Annotated in this window: 17 protein-coding genes; 8 read left to right on the forward strand and 9 right to left on the reverse strand. The window is 63.6% G+C overall.

Annotated elements, in window-relative coordinates:
• Positions 1–17: 17 nt before the first annotated feature.
• From ACIPZF_RS02610 to ACIPZF_RS02630, 5 genes are all read left to right on the forward strand, one after another.
• On the forward strand, positions 18–548 hold the full coding sequence (locus ACIPZF_RS02610) for a membrane integrity-associated transporter subunit PqiC (protein WP_400794924.1): 531 nt from the start codon (positions 18–20) through the stop codon (positions 546–548).
• A gap of 146 nt (positions 549–694) precedes the next feature.
• Entirely contained in the window at positions 695–2,053 is a 1,359-nt protein-coding gene (nhaA, locus tag ACIPZF_RS02615; protein WP_400794926.1) for a Na+/H+ antiporter NhaA, read from the forward strand.
• A gap of 144 nt (positions 2,054–2,197) precedes the next feature.
• Positions 2,198–2,707, forward strand: a complete 510-nt coding sequence (locus ACIPZF_RS02620) for a DUF3455 domain-containing protein (RefSeq protein WP_400795022.1) — start codon at positions 2,198–2,200, stop codon at positions 2,705–2,707.
• Positions 2,708–2,797: 90 nt separating this feature from the next.
• Positions 2,798–3,331, forward strand: a complete 534-nt coding sequence (locus tag ACIPZF_RS02625) for a sigma-70 family RNA polymerase sigma factor (RefSeq protein WP_400794928.1) — start codon at positions 2,798–2,800, stop codon at positions 3,329–3,331.
• A complete protein-coding gene (locus tag ACIPZF_RS02630) occupies positions 3,328–4,026 on the forward strand; it encodes an anti-sigma factor domain-containing protein (protein WP_400794930.1) in 699 nt (232 codons plus the stop codon). Before ACIPZF_RS02625 ends, ACIPZF_RS02630 begins: the two co-directional genes overlap by 4 nt.
• A 29-nt stretch (positions 4,027–4,055) precedes the next feature.
• Here ACIPZF_RS02630 and ACIPZF_RS02635 read toward each other — a convergent pair whose 3' ends face one another.
• The 3 genes from ACIPZF_RS02635 to ACIPZF_RS02645 all read right to left on the reverse strand — a co-directional run bounded on the left by ACIPZF_RS02635 (position 4,056) and on the right by ACIPZF_RS02645 (position 8,940).
• A complete protein-coding gene (locus ACIPZF_RS02635) occupies positions 4,056–5,570 on the reverse strand; it encodes a nucleobase:cation symporter-2 family protein (RefSeq protein WP_400794932.1) in 1,515 nt (504 codons plus the stop codon).
• Between the two features lie 118 nt (positions 5,571–5,688).
• Entirely contained in the window at positions 5,689–7,047 is a 1,359-nt protein-coding gene (locus ACIPZF_RS02640; RefSeq protein WP_400794934.1) for an 8-oxoguanine deaminase, read from the reverse strand.
• 594 nt (positions 7,048–7,641) lie between these two features.
• On the reverse strand, positions 7,642–8,940 hold the full coding sequence (locus tag ACIPZF_RS02645; RefSeq protein ID WP_400794935.1) for an MFS transporter: 1,299 nt from the start codon (positions 8,938–8,940) through the stop codon (positions 7,642–7,644).
• A 257-nt stretch (positions 8,941–9,197) separates the two neighbouring features.
• Here ACIPZF_RS02645 and ACIPZF_RS02650 point away from each other — a divergent pair, with 257 nt between their 5' ends.
• Together ACIPZF_RS02650 and ACIPZF_RS02655 are read left to right on the forward strand one after the other, a co-directional pair.
• Positions 9,198–9,734, forward strand: coding sequence for a chalcone isomerase family protein (locus tag ACIPZF_RS02650; protein WP_400794937.1), 537 nt, complete (start codon positions 9,198–9,200; stop codon positions 9,732–9,734).
• Between the two features lie 2 nt (positions 9,735–9,736).
• The gene (locus tag ACIPZF_RS02655) at positions 9,737–10,276 is read left to right on the forward strand and encodes a DUF3833 domain-containing protein (RefSeq protein WP_400794939.1); all 540 of its coding nucleotides are present in this window, start codon (positions 9,737–9,739) and stop codon (positions 10,274–10,276) included.
• A 212-nt stretch (positions 10,277–10,488) separates the two neighbouring features.
• Here ACIPZF_RS02655 and ACIPZF_RS02660 read toward each other — a convergent pair whose 3' ends face one another.
• The 6 genes from ACIPZF_RS02660 to ACIPZF_RS02685 are packed head-to-tail and all read right to left on the reverse strand — an operon-like array spanning position 10,489 to position 15,449.
• Positions 10,489–10,977 (reverse strand): DUF2878 domain-containing protein, encoded by a 489-nt coding sequence (locus ACIPZF_RS02660; RefSeq protein WP_400794941.1) that lies wholly within the window; start codon positions 10,975–10,977, stop codon positions 10,489–10,491.
• Between the two features lie 3 nt (positions 10,978–10,980).
• On the reverse strand, positions 10,981–12,240 hold the full coding sequence (locus ACIPZF_RS02665; protein ID WP_400794943.1) for a class I SAM-dependent methyltransferase: 1,260 nt from the start codon (positions 12,238–12,240) through the stop codon (positions 10,981–10,983).
• Positions 12,215–13,027, reverse strand: coding sequence for a DUF1365 domain-containing protein (locus ACIPZF_RS02670; RefSeq protein WP_400794945.1), 813 nt, complete (start codon positions 13,025–13,027; stop codon positions 12,215–12,217). The genes ACIPZF_RS02665 and ACIPZF_RS02670 overlap by 26 nt, the downstream gene beginning before the upstream one ends.
• Positions 13,024–14,271 (reverse strand): NAD(P)/FAD-dependent oxidoreductase, encoded by a 1,248-nt coding sequence (locus tag ACIPZF_RS02675; protein ID WP_400794947.1) that lies wholly within the window; start codon positions 14,269–14,271, stop codon positions 13,024–13,026. Before ACIPZF_RS02675 ends, ACIPZF_RS02670 begins: the two co-directional genes overlap by 4 nt.
• 6 nt (positions 14,272–14,277) lie before the next feature.
• Positions 14,278–15,030, reverse strand: a complete 753-nt coding sequence (locus ACIPZF_RS02680; protein ID WP_400794949.1) for an SDR family NAD(P)-dependent oxidoreductase — start codon at positions 15,028–15,030, stop codon at positions 14,278–14,280.
• A complete protein-coding gene (locus ACIPZF_RS02685) occupies positions 15,027–15,449 on the reverse strand; it encodes a nuclear transport factor 2 family protein (protein WP_400794951.1) in 423 nt (140 codons plus the stop codon). The genes ACIPZF_RS02680 and ACIPZF_RS02685 overlap by 4 nt, the downstream gene beginning before the upstream one ends.
• A gap of 216 nt (positions 15,450–15,665) precedes the next feature.
• On the opposite strand from ACIPZF_RS02685, the gene ACIPZF_RS02690 reads away from it, so the two are divergent.
• A complete protein-coding gene (locus tag ACIPZF_RS02690; RefSeq protein ID WP_400794953.1) occupies positions 15,666–16,547 on the forward strand; it encodes a dihydrodipicolinate synthase family protein in 882 nt (293 codons plus the stop codon).
• The last annotated feature ends 77 nt before the right edge of the window (positions 16,548–16,624 follow it).

Genomic DNA, 16,624 nt, shown 5'->3' on the forward strand with positions numbered 1-16,624 from the left:
CCAAGGAGTGAGAGCCGATGCGCACGCTGCCTACCCTGTTGCTGACCACGCTGGTGGTGCTGATCGCGGGCTGCCGCAGCGCGCCGAACAATTACCACACCTTGGTGGCGGCGCAGCCGACCCGTGGCGCGGGTGAATCGATCCTGGTCGAGCGAGTCAGCCTGCCGCCGCAGGTGGATCGGCCGCAATTGGTGATACGCCAGGGTTCCAGCGGTTTGGTGATCCTCGAAACCGAATGGTGGGGCGCCAACCTGGTCGATGAGTTCCGCAGCGCCTTGCAGGACCAGCTGGGCGGGCCGGTTGGCGGCACGCCGCGCACCGTGTTGCGGGTGGATGTGCAGCGCTTCGACTCGGTGCCTGGGCAGTACGCGCTGCTGGAAGCGGTATGGCGCCTGCAGCGCCCCGGGCAAAACGAGATGACCTGCCGAACGTCGGTGCAGACTTCGGCGCAGAACAGCGTCGGCAGCCTGGTCGGCGCTCAGCAGGTCAACCTGCAGAAGTTGGCCAGCGCGGTGCGGGGCAGCGCCTCGGGTTGCCCACGGTCCTGAGCAATGGCGCTCAGCGCAGCCGCCCGCGCGGGGTGCACGAAGCGCCGCTTTCCGCTAGAATGCCGGCCGGGTGCTAAGCTGCGCAAAGCAGTGATGCAGGTTAAATAACTACGCAGGTCGGGCCGCCTGCGGGAGTCGTCGCACCCATGCAAAAACATGTCATGCCTCGCGCGCAGCAAATCGCGCAGCGCGCATTTGCCAATTTCGAGCGCTTTCTGCACATCGAAGCCGTCAGCGGCATCGTGCTGCTGATCGCCGCCGTAGCGGCCCTGATCTGGGCCAATTCCCCTGCTGCCGACAGTTATGATGCCCTCTGGCACACGCCTGTTTCCTTCGGCATTGGCTCGCTGGTGTATTCGCAATCCCTGCATTTCTGGATCAACGATGGCCTGATGACCATCTTCTTCCTGGTGGTCGGCATGGAAATCCGCCGCGAGATCCATGAAGGCGCGTTGTCCAGCCTGCGCCAGGCCACGCTGCCGATGGCGGCGGCGGTCGGTGGCGTTGCGGTACCCGCGTTGATCTACCTGGCGTTCAACCATGGCCCTGCCGACCATCAGGGTTGGGCGGTGCCCACAGCCACCGACATCGCCTTCGCGGTGGGTGTGCTGGCGCTGCTGGGTAAATCGATCCCCTCGAATGTGCGGGTGTTCCTGTTGGCGCTGGCGATCATCGACGACATCATTGCCGTGCTGATCATCGCCTTCTTCTACTCCGGTGGCCTCGATTACAGTGGCCTTGGCGTGGCTGCCGTGGGTCTGCTGCTGGTGGTCGGCCTGCAGAAGATCGGTGTCGGCTCGGCCTATGCCTACATCATCCCTGGCTTCATCACCTGGCTGGGTGTGCTGATGACTGGTGCGCACCCGACCTTGGCAGGCGTGGCGCTCGGCCTGATGACCCCGGTCAAGGCCATGCCGCTTGGTGAGCGCCCGCTGGAGGCCGTCAGCCGCTTTACCGATGACCTGCTGGGCCGCGCCAAAGCGCCCGAGCGCGATGCCAGCCAACTCATGAGCCCGCTGAAAAACCTGCGCCTGGCCCAGCGTGAGCTGGTACCACCGGTAACCCGTGTGCAAGGCAATCTGCACCCGTGGGTGGCCTACGCGATCATGCCGCTGTTCGCCCTGGCCAACGCCGGTGTCGGCTTGTCGGGTGTCGACCTGACAGCCGACGGGCCATTCTGGGTGATGATCGCCGTGGCCGTGGCGCTGGTCGCCGGCAAACCCTTGGGTGTCGTCAGCGTCAGCTGGCTGATGGTGCGCCTAGGCTGGTGTGCATTGCCAGCGGGCGTGACCTGGCGCGGGATTACCCTGATCGGGCTGTTGGCGGGTATCGGTTTCACCATGTCGATCTTCATTGCCAACCTGGCCTTCGCAGACCCAGGTGCCCTGGGTGCGGCCAAGCTTGGCGTGCTGTCCGGCTCCGTCATCGCTGCGGTAATCGGCGTGACCTGGGGTGTCATTGGCATGCGTAAAGCGGCCCCTGCAGTGCCGGCAGAAGCGAGTTGATTTAACGAGGGTGCACGCATCAGGAAATATTTTTCCTCGCGTGCATCCAATCGCCTCCTTGGCGGGTATTACAGGCAGCGCGAATTCGCGCTGTCGATCACTCGCCAGGAGACTCGCACCATGAATAGCCCAGTTGCCACGCTGATGATCACCGGCGGCATTGTCCTGATGCTGGCCACCCAGGCCGCCCACGCTCAATCTGCAGTACCCGATGCGGTCAAAGTGCCCGATGGCCATAGCGTCATGCTTGAAACCGTCGGCGTCGGCCAGATCACCTACGAATGCCGCGACAAAGCCAACGCACCCGGTCAGACCGAATGGACCTTCGTCGGGCCCAAGGCCGTGCTCAACGACAGGGCTGGCAAGCAGGTCGGCGATTACTTCGGGCCGCCCGCCACCTGGCAGGCCAAAGATGGCTCCAAGGTCACCGGCACCCAGCTGGCCATCGCACCCGCCGCCAAGGGCGACCTGCCGTACCAGTTGGTGCAGGCCAACCCGGCCGAGGGTAAAGGCGCCATGAATGGCGTTAGCTACATCCAACGCCTGGCCACCCGCGGCGGCGTCGCACCGGCAAGTGCCTGCTCGATGCAGAACAAGGGCGAGAAGAAAATCGTCGAGTATCAGGCCGACTACATCTTCTGGGCAGCAAAATGATGCGCATCCCAGCGGGCAGGTGAGCCACTGGCGTCTACGCTCATCGACAACCCCAGCCACCTGGCTGGGGTGTCGTCCAGGGACCAAGCATTGAATTCACCTTTGCCACCGTTCGATTTCCAACGTTGCCTTGAAGCCTGCGCACAAGGTGACCGGCGTGCCTTGCACGCGCTTTATGAAGAAGAAGGCGCGCGCTTGCTCGGCGTGGCTCGGCGCATCGCCCGCGACGACGCCACGGCCGAAGATATCCTCCACGACGCGTTCCTGCGTATCTGGACTCGCGCGGCCAGCTTCGACCCCGCGCGGGGTTCGGCACGAGGCTGGATCTACAGCGTCACCCGGCACCTGGCGCTGAATTTCATTCGCGATACGCGGCGCGAAGTCGAATTGGATGAAGCGGCTTTTTCCAGTTTGCCTTTTGAGACGATCGATATTCAGGCAGATTCGGCCAAGGTTCACCGCTGCCTTGAGCAACTGGAGCCCTCGCGCAAACTGTGCATCCTGCATGCCTATGTCGACGGTTGCAGTCATGCCGAAATCGCTGGGCTGCTGAACACGCCGTTGGGCACCATCAAGGCCTGGATCAAACGCAGCCTGAAGGCGTTGCGGGAGTGCATGGGATGAAGAAGCCGCAGGGCGAAACCGCCGAAGCGCTCGACCAGCTGGCCGGTGAGTACGTGTTGGGAACACTGTCGACCGAAGAGCACGAGACCGTGCGTCAGCGCCTGGATGAAGATGGTGAGCTGCGCAGCGCTGTGGATGCCTGGGAGCAGCGGTTACTGGCACTCAATGCACTGGCCGAACCGGTGGCACCCAGTGCGCGGTTATGGGGCCGGATCAACCGCAGCCTCGATGCTCAGCAACCTGCACAGCCATTGCGCTGGTGGCAGCGTTTGGCGCTATGGCAGGGTATGGCCGGTGCCGGTGTGCTTGCCAGCCTGCTGCTGGCGTTCACTCTGCTGACCGCCAATGCGCCGGCCCCTTCGTACCTGGTGGTGCTGGTGGCACCGGCTGACAGCGCCGCAGGTTGGGTGGTGCAGGCGAGCGATAGGCGCGACATTCAGCTGATTCCGCTGGGGCAGTTCCCAGTACCGAGCGACAAGGTGCTGCAGTTCTGGACCAAAGGCGAACAGTGGCAGGCCCCGGTGTCGCTTGGCCTGGTCAAACCGGGCGAGCAGTACCGCGTACCCTCGCAAGACTTGCCGCCGTTGGAAGCCAACCAGTTGTTCGAGTTGACCCTGGAAAAAGCAGGAGGCTCGCCAACCGGTCGGCCTACGGGGCCTGTGCAATTCATCGGCCGTGCGGTGAAGGTGCTTTGAAGGGGGCGGCGCTTGCGCGCCGCCCGAGGTCAATGCGCGTGCTCTGGGCGCTTCTTGCGTGGCGCCGGAGCATGCCCATGGTCCTCGTCCGCTGCGATGATCGGCACCTCGTTGCCGTCACAGTCGAACAACTTGCCATCGCGGAAGAAATCACCATCGTTGAGCCCGGCAATGTCGCGATAGCGCAAGGTACGCTCGCTGGCGGCGACGAACACCGACTGTTGGTCGGAGTTGCCGGCACGCAAATGGTTGAACAGCAGGTTGAGCAGAATCGCCATGATCGCCGCCGAGCTGATGCCGGAGTGGAAAATCGTCTCGAACCAGGCCGGGAAGTGGTGATAGAAGCCTGGCGCCGCGATCGGGATCATGCCGAAGCCGATCGAGGTGGCGACGATGATCAGGTTCATGTTGTTGCGGTAGTCCACCTGCGCCAGGGTGCGGATGCCGCTGGCCGCGACGGTACCGAACAGCACCACCCCGGCGCCACCGAGCACGGCGGTAGGGACTGCGGCGATCAGCCGGCCCATGACCGGCAGCAGGCCGAGGGTTACCAGGATCAAACCGGTGGTGGCGACCACATAGCGGCTCTTCACACCGGTCACGGCAACCAGGCCGACGTTCTGTGCGAAGGCACTCTGGGTGAAGGAGCCGAACAGCGGCGCCAGGGCGCTGGAGATCATGTCGGCGCGCAGGCCGTTACCCAACCGCTTCGAATCGACCTTGGTGTCGATGATTTCGCCGACGGCCAGGATGTCTGCCGAGGTCTCGACCATGGTCACCACGATCACGATCAGCATCGAGAGGATCGCCGCAACCTGGAACTCAGGTGCGCCAAGCGGCAAGGCTTGTGGCAGCGCGACCAGCGTGCCGTTCATCACCTGCGAGAAATCGGCCATGCCGAACGCCACCGCCACCAGGGTGCCGATCACCATCGCCAGCAGGATCGACAGGCGCGAAATGCTGGCGCTGCCCAACTTGCTGAGCAGCAGCACCGTAGCCAGGGTGAACGCCGCCAGAGCGATGTTGGAAATGCTGCCAAAATCCGCCGCCTGGCTGTTGCCGCCCATGGCCCAGCGCGCCGTGACCGGCATCAGGGTCAGGCCGATGGTGGTGATGACGATTCCCGTCACCAGCGGTGGAAAGTATTTGGTGATGCGTGAGAACAAAGGTGTGATCAATAGCCCGATCAACGACGCCGCGATCACCGCGCCGAACACCACCGACAGGCCGACACGGCCGTCACTGCCGATGATCGCGATCATGGTCGCCACGCCGGCGAAGGACACGCCTTGCACCAATGGCAACTGGCAGCCGAAGAAGGGGATGCCCAGGGTTTGCAGCAAAGTCGCCAGACCACCGGCGAACAGCGAGGCGGCGATCAGCAGGCCCACGTCTGCCGGGGCCAGGCCGGCCGCCTGGCCGATGATCAACGGTACGGCAACGATACCTCCATACATCGTCAGTACATGTTGCAGGCCATAGGCCAGGTTGGCGCCGACGCCGAGGTTCTCGTCCTCGGGACGAGGTGTAGCGGGTGAAGTCATGGTGAGTAGCTCGCTTTTGTTTTTGTAATGCGTCTAACAGCACGGTTTCAGTCGCGGTGGGTGAACATTCATAGAGGGCAGGCCGCTGCGCAGTGGCGTGCGCAACGGCCAGGCAGGATTACTCGCCGATAACCAGCTGGCGGGCCAACTGGTTGTGGCGCTCCAGCACGCGCGGCAGGTCGACGGTGGTGATGCGGCCGTCCTTGACCACCACACGGCCGTTGATGACGCTGGTGTCGACCTGGGTCGGGGTGCAGAACACCAGCGCCGCCAGTGGGTCGTGGTGCGCGCCGGCATAGGACACGTGGCCGAGGTCGAAGGCGACCAGGTCGGCGACCATGCCCGGCGCCAGGGCACCGATGTCATTGCGGTTGAGCACCTTGGCGCCACCGAGCGTGGCGATTTCCAGCGCCTCGCGCGCGGTCATCGCGTCAGGGCCGAAGCCGACCCGCTGCAGCAGCAGGGCCTGGCGCACTTCGCCGATCATGCTGGCACCGTCGTTGGAGGCGGAACCGTCGACGCCCAGGCCCACCGGTACGCCGTGGTCGCGCATTTTGCGGATCGGCGCGATGCCCGAGGCCAGGCGCATGTTCGAGCATGGGCAGTGGGCTACACCGGTGCCGGTGCGGGCGAACAGCTCGATGCCGTGCTGGTCGAGTTGCACGCAGTGGGCGTGCCACACATCGTGGCCGACCCAGCCCAGGTCTTCGGCGTATTCGGCCGGGGTCATGCCGAACTTCTCGCGGCTGTAGGCGATGTCGTTGACGTTTTCGGCCAGGTGGGTATGCAGCGACACCCCGTAGTTGCGCGCCAGCACGGCGGCTTCGCGCATCAGGTCGCGGCTGACCGAGAATGGCGAGCAGGGCGCCACCACCACGCGCAGCATCGAGCCGTGGCTGGCGTCGTGGTAGTCCTCGATCAGGCGCTGCGATTCCTTGAGGATGTCGCTTTCCTTTTCCACCACCGAGTCCGGCGGCAGCCCGCCCTGGCTGCGGCCCACGCTCATGCTGCCGCGCGCTGCGTGGAAGCGCATGCCGATTTCACCGGCAGCGTGGATGCTGTCGTCGAGCTTGCAGCCATTGGGGTAGATGTACAGGTGGTCGCTGGAGGTGGTGCAGCCGGAGAGGATCAGCTCGGCCATGGCCGTCTGGGTCGACACCGCGATCATCTCCGGCGTCAGCCGCGCCCAGATCGGGTACAGGTTGGTCAGCCAGTTGAACAGCTCGCCGTCCTGGGCGGCCGGCACCACGCGGGTGAGGCTCTGGTACATGTGGTGGTGGGTGTTGACCAGCCCCGGGATGACCACCTTGCCGGTCATGTCGAGGATTTCGTCAGCGTGCTGGGGCAGTTCGTCGCTGGGGCCGACCTGCTTGATCAGGTTGTCTTCGATGTACAGGCCGCCACGGCGGATCTCGCGGCGCTCGCCGTCCATCGTGACCAGCAGTTCGGCGTTTTTTATCAGCAAAGTCTTGGGCATAGGTATTCCACTCCCGCTTGGGGCGTTGTAATCAAGGTTCTTTCGCAGGCAGCCTGGGTTCAGGCGCCGGGTGTAGAAGACTGAAACGAAGAGGGTTTGCCGGCCGATTGGACGACAGTCGCGCAGAGGCGGGAGAGGGTAAACAGCGGTGGGAGTTGCATGGCTTTAGCCTGTCGCAATACGCAGCGGCGATGACCGGTGTCGTAGGCGTCAGGTAATGTAACCAGGAATGTTAGATTTTGTATACAGGGTAATAGCGGGTCAGCAGGTGTTCGCCTTGAGGCTGATGGCGCCTGTGAGACCGAGCGCCGCCCGCGCGGCGCTTCGCGGGGCAAGCCCGCTCCCACTGTCCACCTCCGGCCAATTATGCCTTCGGCATCTTCACTGTCCGCCTTGTGTGTCCGACTCAATATCGAGGCGTGCGCTGCTCGGCTTTCCCCAAGCTCATGCCATGAGCCAAGGCTGACGATGGAGATGTCACTGATAGAACTGGCCAGAGGTGGACTGTGGGAGCGGGCTTGCCCCGCGAAGCGCCGCGCGGGCGGCGCTCGGTCTCACAGGCGCCAGAAGCCTCATGGCGAGCACCTCAAAACCCTACACCGCTTCAACCTTGCGCGGCGCCATGAAATACAGCCATACCAACGCGATGAAATACATCGTCGGGATCATGGTGAACAGCACGGCATAGTTGTTGTGGGTGATGGTCAGCACGCTGCCGACGATCTGCGTCATGAACATCCCGCCAATGGCCGCGCACATGCTGCCGAAGCCGAACACCGTGCTCACCAGGTGCTTGGGCGTGTAGTCCATCAGCAGGCTCCAGATGTTCGCCGTCCAGGCCTGGTGCGCGCCGACCGCCACGGCAATGGCCAGCACTGCGATCCACAGGTCGCTGGCGTGGGCGGCGAAGGTCACGCTGACGATGGTGCAGGCGAAGATCAGCATGGAGATCAGGCGTGCCCGCGTGGCGCGCACGCCGCGGCCGATCAGCCATGACGAGAGGATACCGCCGCCGATGCTGCCGAAGTCGGCGGTGAGCCAGATCAGGATCAGCGGGATGCCCATCTGGGTGACGCTGATGCCCAGGTTGTACTGCTGGTTGAGAAACGGCGGCAGCCAATAGAGGTAGAACCAGAACACCGGTGCGGTGATCGCGAATGCCACGGCGAAGGCCCAGGTGCCGCGCATGCGCAGGATGCGGCTGAAGGGCACGCGCAGCGCTTCGGGTTCGGCCTCTTGCTGGATGTAGTCCAGCTCGCTCTGGCGCACGCGGGGGTGATCTTCGGGGTTGAAGTACTTGAGGCCCCAGAAAATCACCCACACCAAGCCCAGGCAGCCCATGGCGATGAACGCGGCCTGCCAGCCCCAGGCTGCGAGGATCAGCGGTAGCAGCGCGGGAGTGATCATGGCGCCGACGTTGGTGCCGGCGTTGAACAGCCCGGTGGCAATGGCCCGTTCGCCGGCGGGGAACCACAGGCGCGTGGTTTTCACGCAGGCAGGGTAGTTGGCGGCTTCGGTCAGGCCGAGGATGAAGCGGCAGACCATGAAGCCAGCGGCCGAAGTGGCCAGGCCGTGGGCGCCGGTGGCCAGGCTCCAGAGCAGCACCGCGACGAAGAAGGCGCGCTTTACCCCGACCTTGTCGATCAGCCGGCCTTGCAGCAGGAAGCCGATGGCGTAACCCACCTGGAACCAGAAGTTGATGTTGGCATAGTCCATCGCCGTCCAGCTCATGTCCTTGGCCAGCATGGGCTGCATGATGCCGAGGGCGGCACGGTCGATGTAGTTCAGGGTGGTGGCGAAGAACACCAGGGCGAGCATGCCCCAGCGCGTCTTGCCGACGGCAAAGGCGCCGCGAATCTTGCTGCCCATGGAAGCATGGGGAATCGGAGGCATGGCGGATGTACCTGTTTCTTGAAATTGTAATGAGCTGCGTGATGTATCTAGCTCGCGGCTTTGGGCCAAGGCAGACGGCACTCGCGAGGCCGGGGCATGGTGCGCAGTCAACGCGGGAGCGTCAATGCCAAGTATGGCGCTTGCGTTCGATAACCGAACGAATGCCGACCGTATGAACTTATGCGAGGGTGCGGGCATCTCTACTGAGAGCTGTACAGGAAACTACACTTGTACAACATTTTGAGTGGTCCCAGAGTATGGCCAATCGAAGCAGCTTCCAGGCGTTGTTTGCCCTGATCGCTCTGTTGGTGGTGATACCCGCTGCCTCGGCAGACTGGCGATCCGCGCTGCCGGCGGCACGTCAGTTGGGCAGCGGTGAGTTCACCTGGTTTGGCTTCACTGTGTACACCGCGCGGTTGTGGGGAGCAGATTCGCCGCAGGGCTGGCAAGCGCCGTTTGCCTTGGAGCTGATTTACCACAGGGCGTTGTCACGCGACACGCTGGTGCAGGCGAGCGTCGATGAAATGCGCCGCCTGACTGACCGCCCATTGCCCCAGGCCACGCTGGAGCGTTGGACCCAAGCCATGCACGAGGCATTCGTGGACGTGCAGCCGGGTACGCGCATCACAGGCCTGTATCTGCCAGGGCAGGGTTGCCGGTTCTACGTCGATGGCCAATTGCGCCACGAGGTCAGCGACCCGGCCTTCGCCCGCGCGTTCTTCGCTATCTGGCTCGACCCGCGAGCCCGCGACCCACAATTGCGCCAGCGCCTGCTCGGCCTGGGAGGAGATTGAACATGGGTAGAGTTCTGCTGTTGGTCGGCTGCCTGCTGCTGGGCAGTTGCGGCAATGTTGAGGTCGATCACTATGCTGGCGAGAAGCCGACATTCGACCTGGTCGCATTCTTCTCCGTGCCGGTGCAGGCCTGGGGCATGGTGCAGACGCGCTCGGGCGAAGTGACCAAGCGATTTCATGTGCGTATCGACAGCCGCCGCGAAGGTGAGAAGCTGTTTCTAGACGAGGATTTTCTGTATAGCGATGGCACGCGGCAACAGCGTACCTGGACGATTACCCCGGATGGGCCTGGGCGCTGGATCGGGCGGGCCGGCGATGTGATCGGCGAGGCGCGGGGCGAGATGGCGGGCAATGCACTGCGCTGGCGGTACCGGCTGCTTGTGCCGGTCGATGGCAGGCACTGGGAACTGGATATCGACGACTGGATGTACCTGATGGATGACGATACGCTGATCAACCGTTCGAGCATGCGCAAGCTGGGTGTGGAAGTGGGGCAGGTTACCCTGTTCTTCCGCCGGCTGCCGGCCAGTAAGAGCGGCTGAAGCCCACACAGGGATTGCATCCCGCCTGAGGCATTTCGCCGGTAGGAGCGGATTCATCCGCGAAGCAGGCGCTGCGGTGCATGGCACGGGCTTCGCCCGTGTTCGCGGCTGAAGCCGCTCCTACAGGGATTGCATGCCGCCTGAGGCATTTCAACTATCGCGCAACTTTTTTAATGTCGAGCAAGACAGTTGCTCCCACCAGTGCACCGGCGTTATCTCCTCAGCGCGACATGCAGGGTGAGTGGGAAAAATACCGCCCACAGTGGCGCTAGTAGAAAAGCGGTCGTTGACGACCCCATGGGCAACTCGACACCCGCCAAACGCGCGCCTGCCAAGTAAGCCAGCGGCCCACCGACCATACCCAGCAGCCCGCCGAGCCAGACCGGCCGCGCCGCCCACGCCAAGCTGTGGCGTAATCCGCTGGCCAGCACCAGCCACATCAATGCCAGCCAGAGCGGCAGTGGCCACTGCGCGAAGGTGAACACGCCCAGCACGCCCAGAAGGCTGTCCAACAGACAACCCATGATCGACACGTACACCAACGCACGTATTTCACCCTTGCGATCCGGGCAATACCCCAGGTGCAGCGCCAAGCCAATCGGCACGATCACCAACAGCCATGGCTCGTGAGCCCCAAGCACGCACACCCACCAACCCGCCTGCAACCACAAGGCGTTGCCGATCAACCACCGACGTGACACGCTTCAGGCGCCTGGCAACGGCGCCCGACGCGCCTGCGGCGCCGCCCACAGCAATTGCGCCACACCAATGGCACGCTCCTCGAAACCACCCTGGCAGTAGCACAGGTAGAACTCCCACAAGCGCTGGAAGGTCTCGTCGTAACCCAACTCCTTGAGCGCGGCACGCGCCTGGCGCAGGTTGTCGCGCCAATGGCGCAAGGTGCGAGCGTAGTCCTGGCCGAAGTCTTCCAGGTGCACCAGGTTCAGTGCGGTCTGGCGGCTGGCGGTGTCGAGCAGCACGCTCAGCGAGGGCAGTGCGCCGCCGGGGAAGATGTAGCGCTGGATGAAGTCCACCGAGCGCCGCGCCTGGGCGTAGCGCTGGTCGCGAATGGTGATGGCCTGCAGCAGCATCAGGCCGTCGTCCTTGAGCAGCGCGGCGCATTGGCGAAAATACGTGGGCAGGTAGCGGTGGCCGACCGCCTCGATCATCTCGATCGACACCAGCTTGTCGAAGCGCCCACGCAGGTCGCGGTAGTCCTCGCGCAGCACGCGGATGCGCGGGGTCAGGCCCAGCGTTTGCACACGCTGCAAGGTATGAGCGTACTGCGCATCGGACAGTGTCGTGGTGGTGACGCGGCAGCCATGATGCGTGGCGGCGTGGATGGCCAGGCTGCCCCAGCCGCTGCCGATTTCCAGCAGGTGGTCGTCGGGCTTGAGTTCGAGTTTCTGGCAGATGCGTTCGAGCTTGTTCAACTGCGCATCTTCCAGGCTTTGCTCGGCGTGGTCGAACTGCGCTGCCGAATACATCATGGTCGGGTCGAGCAGGCGCTCGAACAGGTCATTGCCCAGGTCGTAGTGGGCGAGGATATTGCGCCGCGCCCCACGCCGATTGTTGCGGTTGAGCCGGTGCAGCAGTTGCAGGGCCGGGCGCGCCAGGCGTGCCAGGCCGCCCTCCATGGCGTCCAGCACATCCAGGTTGGCGACGAACACACGGGTGACTGCCGCCAGGTCCGGCGTGCGCCAATAACCGTGGATATAGCCTTCCCCGGCACCGATCGAGCCATTGCTGGCCACCAGGCTCCAGGCGGCCTCATCGATGATTTCGACTTCAGCGTACAGGGGGCTGCCGGCTTCGCCGAAACTCCACTGCCGGTCCTGGCAGATCACCCGCAGACTGCCGTGGGCCAGACGGCGCAGTTGGGCCAGCACGGCCATCCTGGCCAGGCTGGCGCAGATCGGCGTGCGGCCTGCCGACTTGCTAACGCTCAGGCTGGGATCGGTCATGATCGTGCTCCTTACAAATGGCGTGGCCAAGGCCCAGGTTGCCCTGGCTGGCACTGTGGTCGTGGATCGGTGTGCGCTTGAACAGCAACTGCAAGGCCTGCCAGTAGATAGCCGACACAGTGCGCAGGCTCATCCAGGGAAAGGTGAGGATGTGGCGATGCAATGTGGCGCGGTCCAGTGGACCGCGTTGCAGGGCCAGGTCGGCTTCGAACACCTTGTGCCCCTTGGCCCAGTTTTCCATGTGCACGTGTACGCGCTGGGCATCGCGTAAAAAGCGCAGGCGGTATTCCATGTCCAGGGGCATGAATGGCGAGACATGGAATGCCTTGGCCACGGCAAATCCCGTCTCCAGGCCGTCTTGCACCGGCAACACATAGTGAAAGCGCTCGCGCCAGGGTGTGTTGCGCACCTCCAGCAGAATCGCCGCCAGCTGGCCATCGCACTCGTGGCAGAAATAGACGCTCACCGGGTTGAACGACAATCCCCAGCAGCGCGGCTGGGTAAGCAGATGCACAGCGCCGTCTGGCGTTCGTCCGGTAGCCTGACCAACCAGCTGTCGCGCGGCCTGGGCCAAGGGCCGGCCATTTCGGGTGAGCGCTGGCAGGTAATCGCGTTCGCGCCAGCACAACGGCGACAGCCGCGAGTGGCCGAGCCAGCGGCTGAGGCCGAGCAGGCGCGATTGTTCGTCCAGGTCCAGATAGAACATGCCGATCCGGTAGCGGAACCTGTGCGGTCGCGGGGTCAGGCGCCGGTGGCTGACCCAGCCGTGACACAAACTGCTGTTCACAAGCCTTCTCCAAAAAAATCCGCCACTTTCAGCGCACTGACCACACCATCTTCGTGGAAGCCGTTGCCCCAGTAGGCGCCGCAGTAGTAAGTGTGTTGCCGGCCCTGCAACTGGTCCTGGCGGGCCTGGGCGGCGAGGGCGACCAGGCTGTATTGCGGGTGGGCATAGTCGAAGCGGGCGAGGATTTGCGTGGGGTCTATCTGTGCGGTCTGGTTCAGGCTCACGCAGAAGGTCACTGGCGCTTCGATGCCCTGCAGGATGTTCATCGCGTAGGTCAATGCCGCCGGGGCCTGTTGGGGGCCGCCAAGGCGGTAGTTCCAGCTGGCCCAGGCCTTATGCCGGCGGGGCAGCAGGCGGGTATCGGTGTGCAGCACCACATCGTTGCTGGCGTAGGTGATCGCGCCCAGCACCGCGCGCTCGTCGGCGCTGGGTGTTTCCAGCAGGGCCAGGGCCTGGTCGCTGTGGCAGGCGAACACCACGCTGTCGAAGTGCTCGCTGCCTGCGGCGCTGAGCACGGTCACGCCATCAGGGTCACGGCTGACCCGCCTGACTGGGCAGTTGAGGCGGATACGCTCGGCGAAGGGCCGGCACAGCGGCGCCAGGTAGCTGCGTGAGCCCCCTTCGATCACTCGCCACTGCGGGCGGTTGCTCACCGACAGCAAGCCATGGTTGCGGCAGAAACGCACGAAGAACTGCAGCGGAAAACCGAGCATGTCGGCCCGCGACATCGACCAGATGGCCGAGCCCATCGGCACGATGTAGTGGTCGATGAAGCGCTGCCCATAACCCTGCATCTGCAGATAGCCGCCCAGGGTGGTGGCGTCGTCGATGCGCTTGCTGTCGAGGTCGGCGATCGCCTTGCGGTTGAAGCGCAGAATGTCGCGCAGCATGCCCCAGAAACCGAAGGACAACAGGTTGCTGCGCTGGGCGAACAGGGTGTTGAGGTCATGGCCGTTGTACTCGAAACCACTGCGCGGGTCGTGCACCGAAAAGCTCATCTCGGTGGGCCTGGAGGCGACCTTCAGCTGATCGAGCAAACGGATGAAATGCGGGTAGGTCCAGTCGTTGAAGACGATGAAACCGGTATCTATCGCGTACTGCTGGCCGCCCCACTGCACATCGACGGTGTGGGTGTGGCCACCGATCCAGTCAGCGGACTCGAACACGGTGACTTCGTGCCGGCGTGACAGCAGGTAGGCACAGGTGAGGCCAGCGATGCCGCTGCCGATGATTGCGATGCGCATGCTGGCCTATTCCTGTTGCTTGCGTGCCAGGCGTTGGCCTAGCTTCAGCCGCCAGCGCACCGGCAGCGCGCCGAGCAGGCGCAGTACCTGGGTGAAAACACCGGGGAAGTTGATTTCCAGCGGGCGTCGCGGCAGCCGCGTGGCGATGTGTCGGGCTGCTCGCTCGGCACTCCACAGCTGCGGCATGGGGAAGTCGTTGCGACGGGTCAAGGGTGTGTCGACGAAGCCGGGGCTGACCAGGGTGACGTCGATGCCCTCGTTGATCAGGTCGATGCGCAGCGACTCGATCAGATAACGCACTGCCGCTTTCGACGCGCCGTAGGCTCCGGCACGCGGCAATGCCAGCCAGGACACCGAACTGCCGATCACTACCAGGTGTGGGCGGTGGCCGCGCCGCAGCAAGGGCAGGGCGGCGTGCAGGCAATGGCTGAGGCCGAGTACGTTGGTGCGCAGCACGCGCTCGACCAGATGCGCGTCGAACTGACCCGGTTCCAGGTATTCGCAGGTTCCGGCGTTGAGAATGACCAGGTCCAGCGCACCCCAGTTCTGCTCGATCTGCGCGGCGATCGCTGCGACTTGCCGTGAGTCATCGATATCACCGATGGCCAACAACGTCTGCTGGCTGAATCGCGAGGAAAGCGCGGTCAGGCTCTCGGCCCGCCGACCGCCCAGTGCAACTTTATGGCCCTGTTCCAGCAGCTGCTCCGCCAGCGCGGCGCCAATACCGCTGCTGGCACCGGTCAGCCAGCAGCGGCTCATGCCAGCCTGCCCTTGAGCCAACGAACGGCGCCACCCAGTACCGGCACATGTTCATAAAGCAATGCTCCGGCGTCGAAGTAGTCCTGATGAAAGTACACCCGCTCGTGCCAGCGCAGGTGGCTGCAACCTTGCAGGCTGACCAGCTGACCACCATTCAGGCGTGGGTGACGAAAGTGCAAGGTCCAGCGGATGTAGCCGTGGCCCGGTTGCACTTCGTCGGTACCTTCGAAGGCGTAGCGCACCTCCTGGATGTTGCCGTAAAGCTCGACAAAGTAGGCACGCAGAGCAGGGAGCCCGCTGATGTGATGCAGAGGATCGCGGAAGGTGATGTCGTCGCTGTACAAGTCACCTAGCTGGTCGAGGGAGTGCGCATCCAGCTGGGCAAAGCGTTCGGCGAAGGTTTGCAGGTAGCTGGACATGCGTGATCCTGTACAGAAATATTTTCTTGTACAGGTATAGTTCAGCTCCCAGCATAAATCTATACAGAGAACATTTTTTGTATAGCTTTGCGTTGCCACTGTTCAGTTCGCATAACTTTTGCTCATCAGATGGCCCCTGGAAATGTCGCTGTCTGCACGCCGAACGGCACCGTAACCTTTTGGCTACTACCGCCAAGAACAATAAGGATCCGTTCAATGTCTGCATTCACCTTTTCCGGTGTGAACCTGGCCATCACCACCCCATTCGATGCGCAGGGCAAGATTGACTTCGCATGCTTCGAACGCCTGATCGAGCGCTATCTGGCCGCCGGTGTGCACGGGTTCGTGCTCAGCTCTGGAACCGGCATGCACGTGTACCTGAGCAAGGACGAATCGAAGGAACTCGTGACGTTCGGCGCCAGGGTGATCAATGGCCGAGCCCGAGTCATCGCCCAGACATCCGCCTTGCTGGTCGAAGAAGTCCTGGAACGCACCCGCCACGCAAAGGACTGTGGTGCGGATGGGGTGATGGTGTTGCCGCCCTTTTTCGAAGGCCCCACCGACGATCAAGGCATCATCGATTTCTATTCGACGGTGTCTGAAGCCGGCCTGCCGATCATCGGTTACAACGTGCCCCAGGCGGTGGGCGTTGAAGTGACCCCGGCGCTGTTCAGGCAATTGAGCGCAATCCCCAACTTCGTCTCGGTCAAGGACAGCAGCGGCGACCTGGCTGCCCAGGCCTCCTTGGTCCGCACCGGCTTGCCGACCCTCAATGGCGCCGACCCACTGGTGCCGTACGCACTGTTTGCGGGTGCCGCAGGATTGATCTGGGGCGGCGCGAACCTGGCACCGAAAACCTGCGTGGCACTGGTCAACGCCGCCCAGCAGGGCAAGTGGGAGGAGGTGCAACACCGCTGGAAATCCCTGGCACCGGTCATGTCGCTGATCTGGCAAGGCGACTACGTGCAGTCGGTGTATGCCGGCGCCGAGCTCATGGGCTATGGCGCGGGTAACCCACGCCGGCCGCTGGCGCGCCTGGCGCAAGGCAAGCTGGCGGCCTTGCGCGAAGCACTGGCGCCGTTGAACGAAGAGGCCTAGCCAGCGTATGAAGTTGAAAAGGCCTCAATCGAGGCCATTTTTTGTATGATGGCCCGCCAAGCGTGAAGTCGAGTCGA

Origin of the sequence: Pseudomonas sp. NPDC089752 (genome assembly GCF_044748725.1) — a bacterium.
In the GTDB taxonomy this organism is placed as follows: domain Bacteria; phylum Pseudomonadota; class Gammaproteobacteria; order Pseudomonadales; family Pseudomonadaceae; genus Aquipseudomonas.

Bases quoted from the DNA above. Each gene is read 5' to 3' on its own strand.
- ACIPZF_RS02675 (WP_400794947.1), bottom strand. From the start codon at position 14,271: ATGCGCATCGCAATCATCGGCAGCGGCATCGCTGGCCTCACCTGTGCC.
- ACIPZF_RS02645 (WP_400794935.1), bottom strand. From the start codon at position 8,940: ATGCCTCCGATTCCCCATGCTTCCATGGGCAGCAAGATTCGCGGCGCC.
- ACIPZF_RS02650 (WP_400794937.1), top strand. From the start codon at position 9,198: ATGGCCAATCGAAGCAGCTTCCAGGCGTTGTTTGCCCTGATCGCTCTG.
- ACIPZF_RS02680 (WP_400794949.1), bottom strand. From the start codon at position 15,030: ATGAGCCGCTGCTGGCTGACCGGTGCCAGCAGCGGTATTGGCGCCGCG.
- ACIPZF_RS02640 (WP_400794934.1), bottom strand. From the start codon at position 7,047: ATGCCCAAGACTTTGCTGATAAAAAACGCCGAACTGCTGGTCACGATG.
- ACIPZF_RS02635 (WP_400794932.1), bottom strand. From the start codon at position 5,570: ATGACTTCACCCGCTACACCTCGTCCCGAGGACGAGAACCTCGGCGTC.
- ACIPZF_RS02665 (WP_400794943.1), bottom strand. From the start codon at position 12,240: ATGACCGATCCCAGCCTGAGCGTTAGCAAGTCGGCAGGCCGCACGCCG.
- ACIPZF_RS02610 (WP_400794924.1), top strand. From the start codon at position 18: ATGCGCACGCTGCCTACCCTGTTGCTGACCACGCTGGTGGTGCTGATC.
- ACIPZF_RS02685 (WP_400794951.1), bottom strand. From the start codon at position 15,449: ATGTCCAGCTACCTGCAAACCTTCGCCGAACGCTTTGCCCAGCTGGAT.
- nhaA (WP_400794926.1), top strand. From the start codon at position 695: ATGCAAAAACATGTCATGCCTCGCGCGCAGCAAATCGCGCAGCGCGCA.
- ACIPZF_RS02630 (WP_400794930.1), top strand. From the start codon at position 3,328: ATGAAGAAGCCGCAGGGCGAAACCGCCGAAGCGCTCGACCAGCTGGCC.
- ACIPZF_RS02690 (WP_400794953.1), top strand. From the start codon at position 15,666: ATGTCTGCATTCACCTTTTCCGGTGTGAACCTGGCCATCACCACCCCA.
- ACIPZF_RS02655 (WP_400794939.1), top strand. From the start codon at position 9,737: ATGGGTAGAGTTCTGCTGTTGGTCGGCTGCCTGCTGCTGGGCAGTTGC.
- ACIPZF_RS02620 (WP_400795022.1), top strand. From the start codon at position 2,198: ATGATCACCGGCGGCATTGTCCTGATGCTGGCCACCCAGGCCGCCCAC.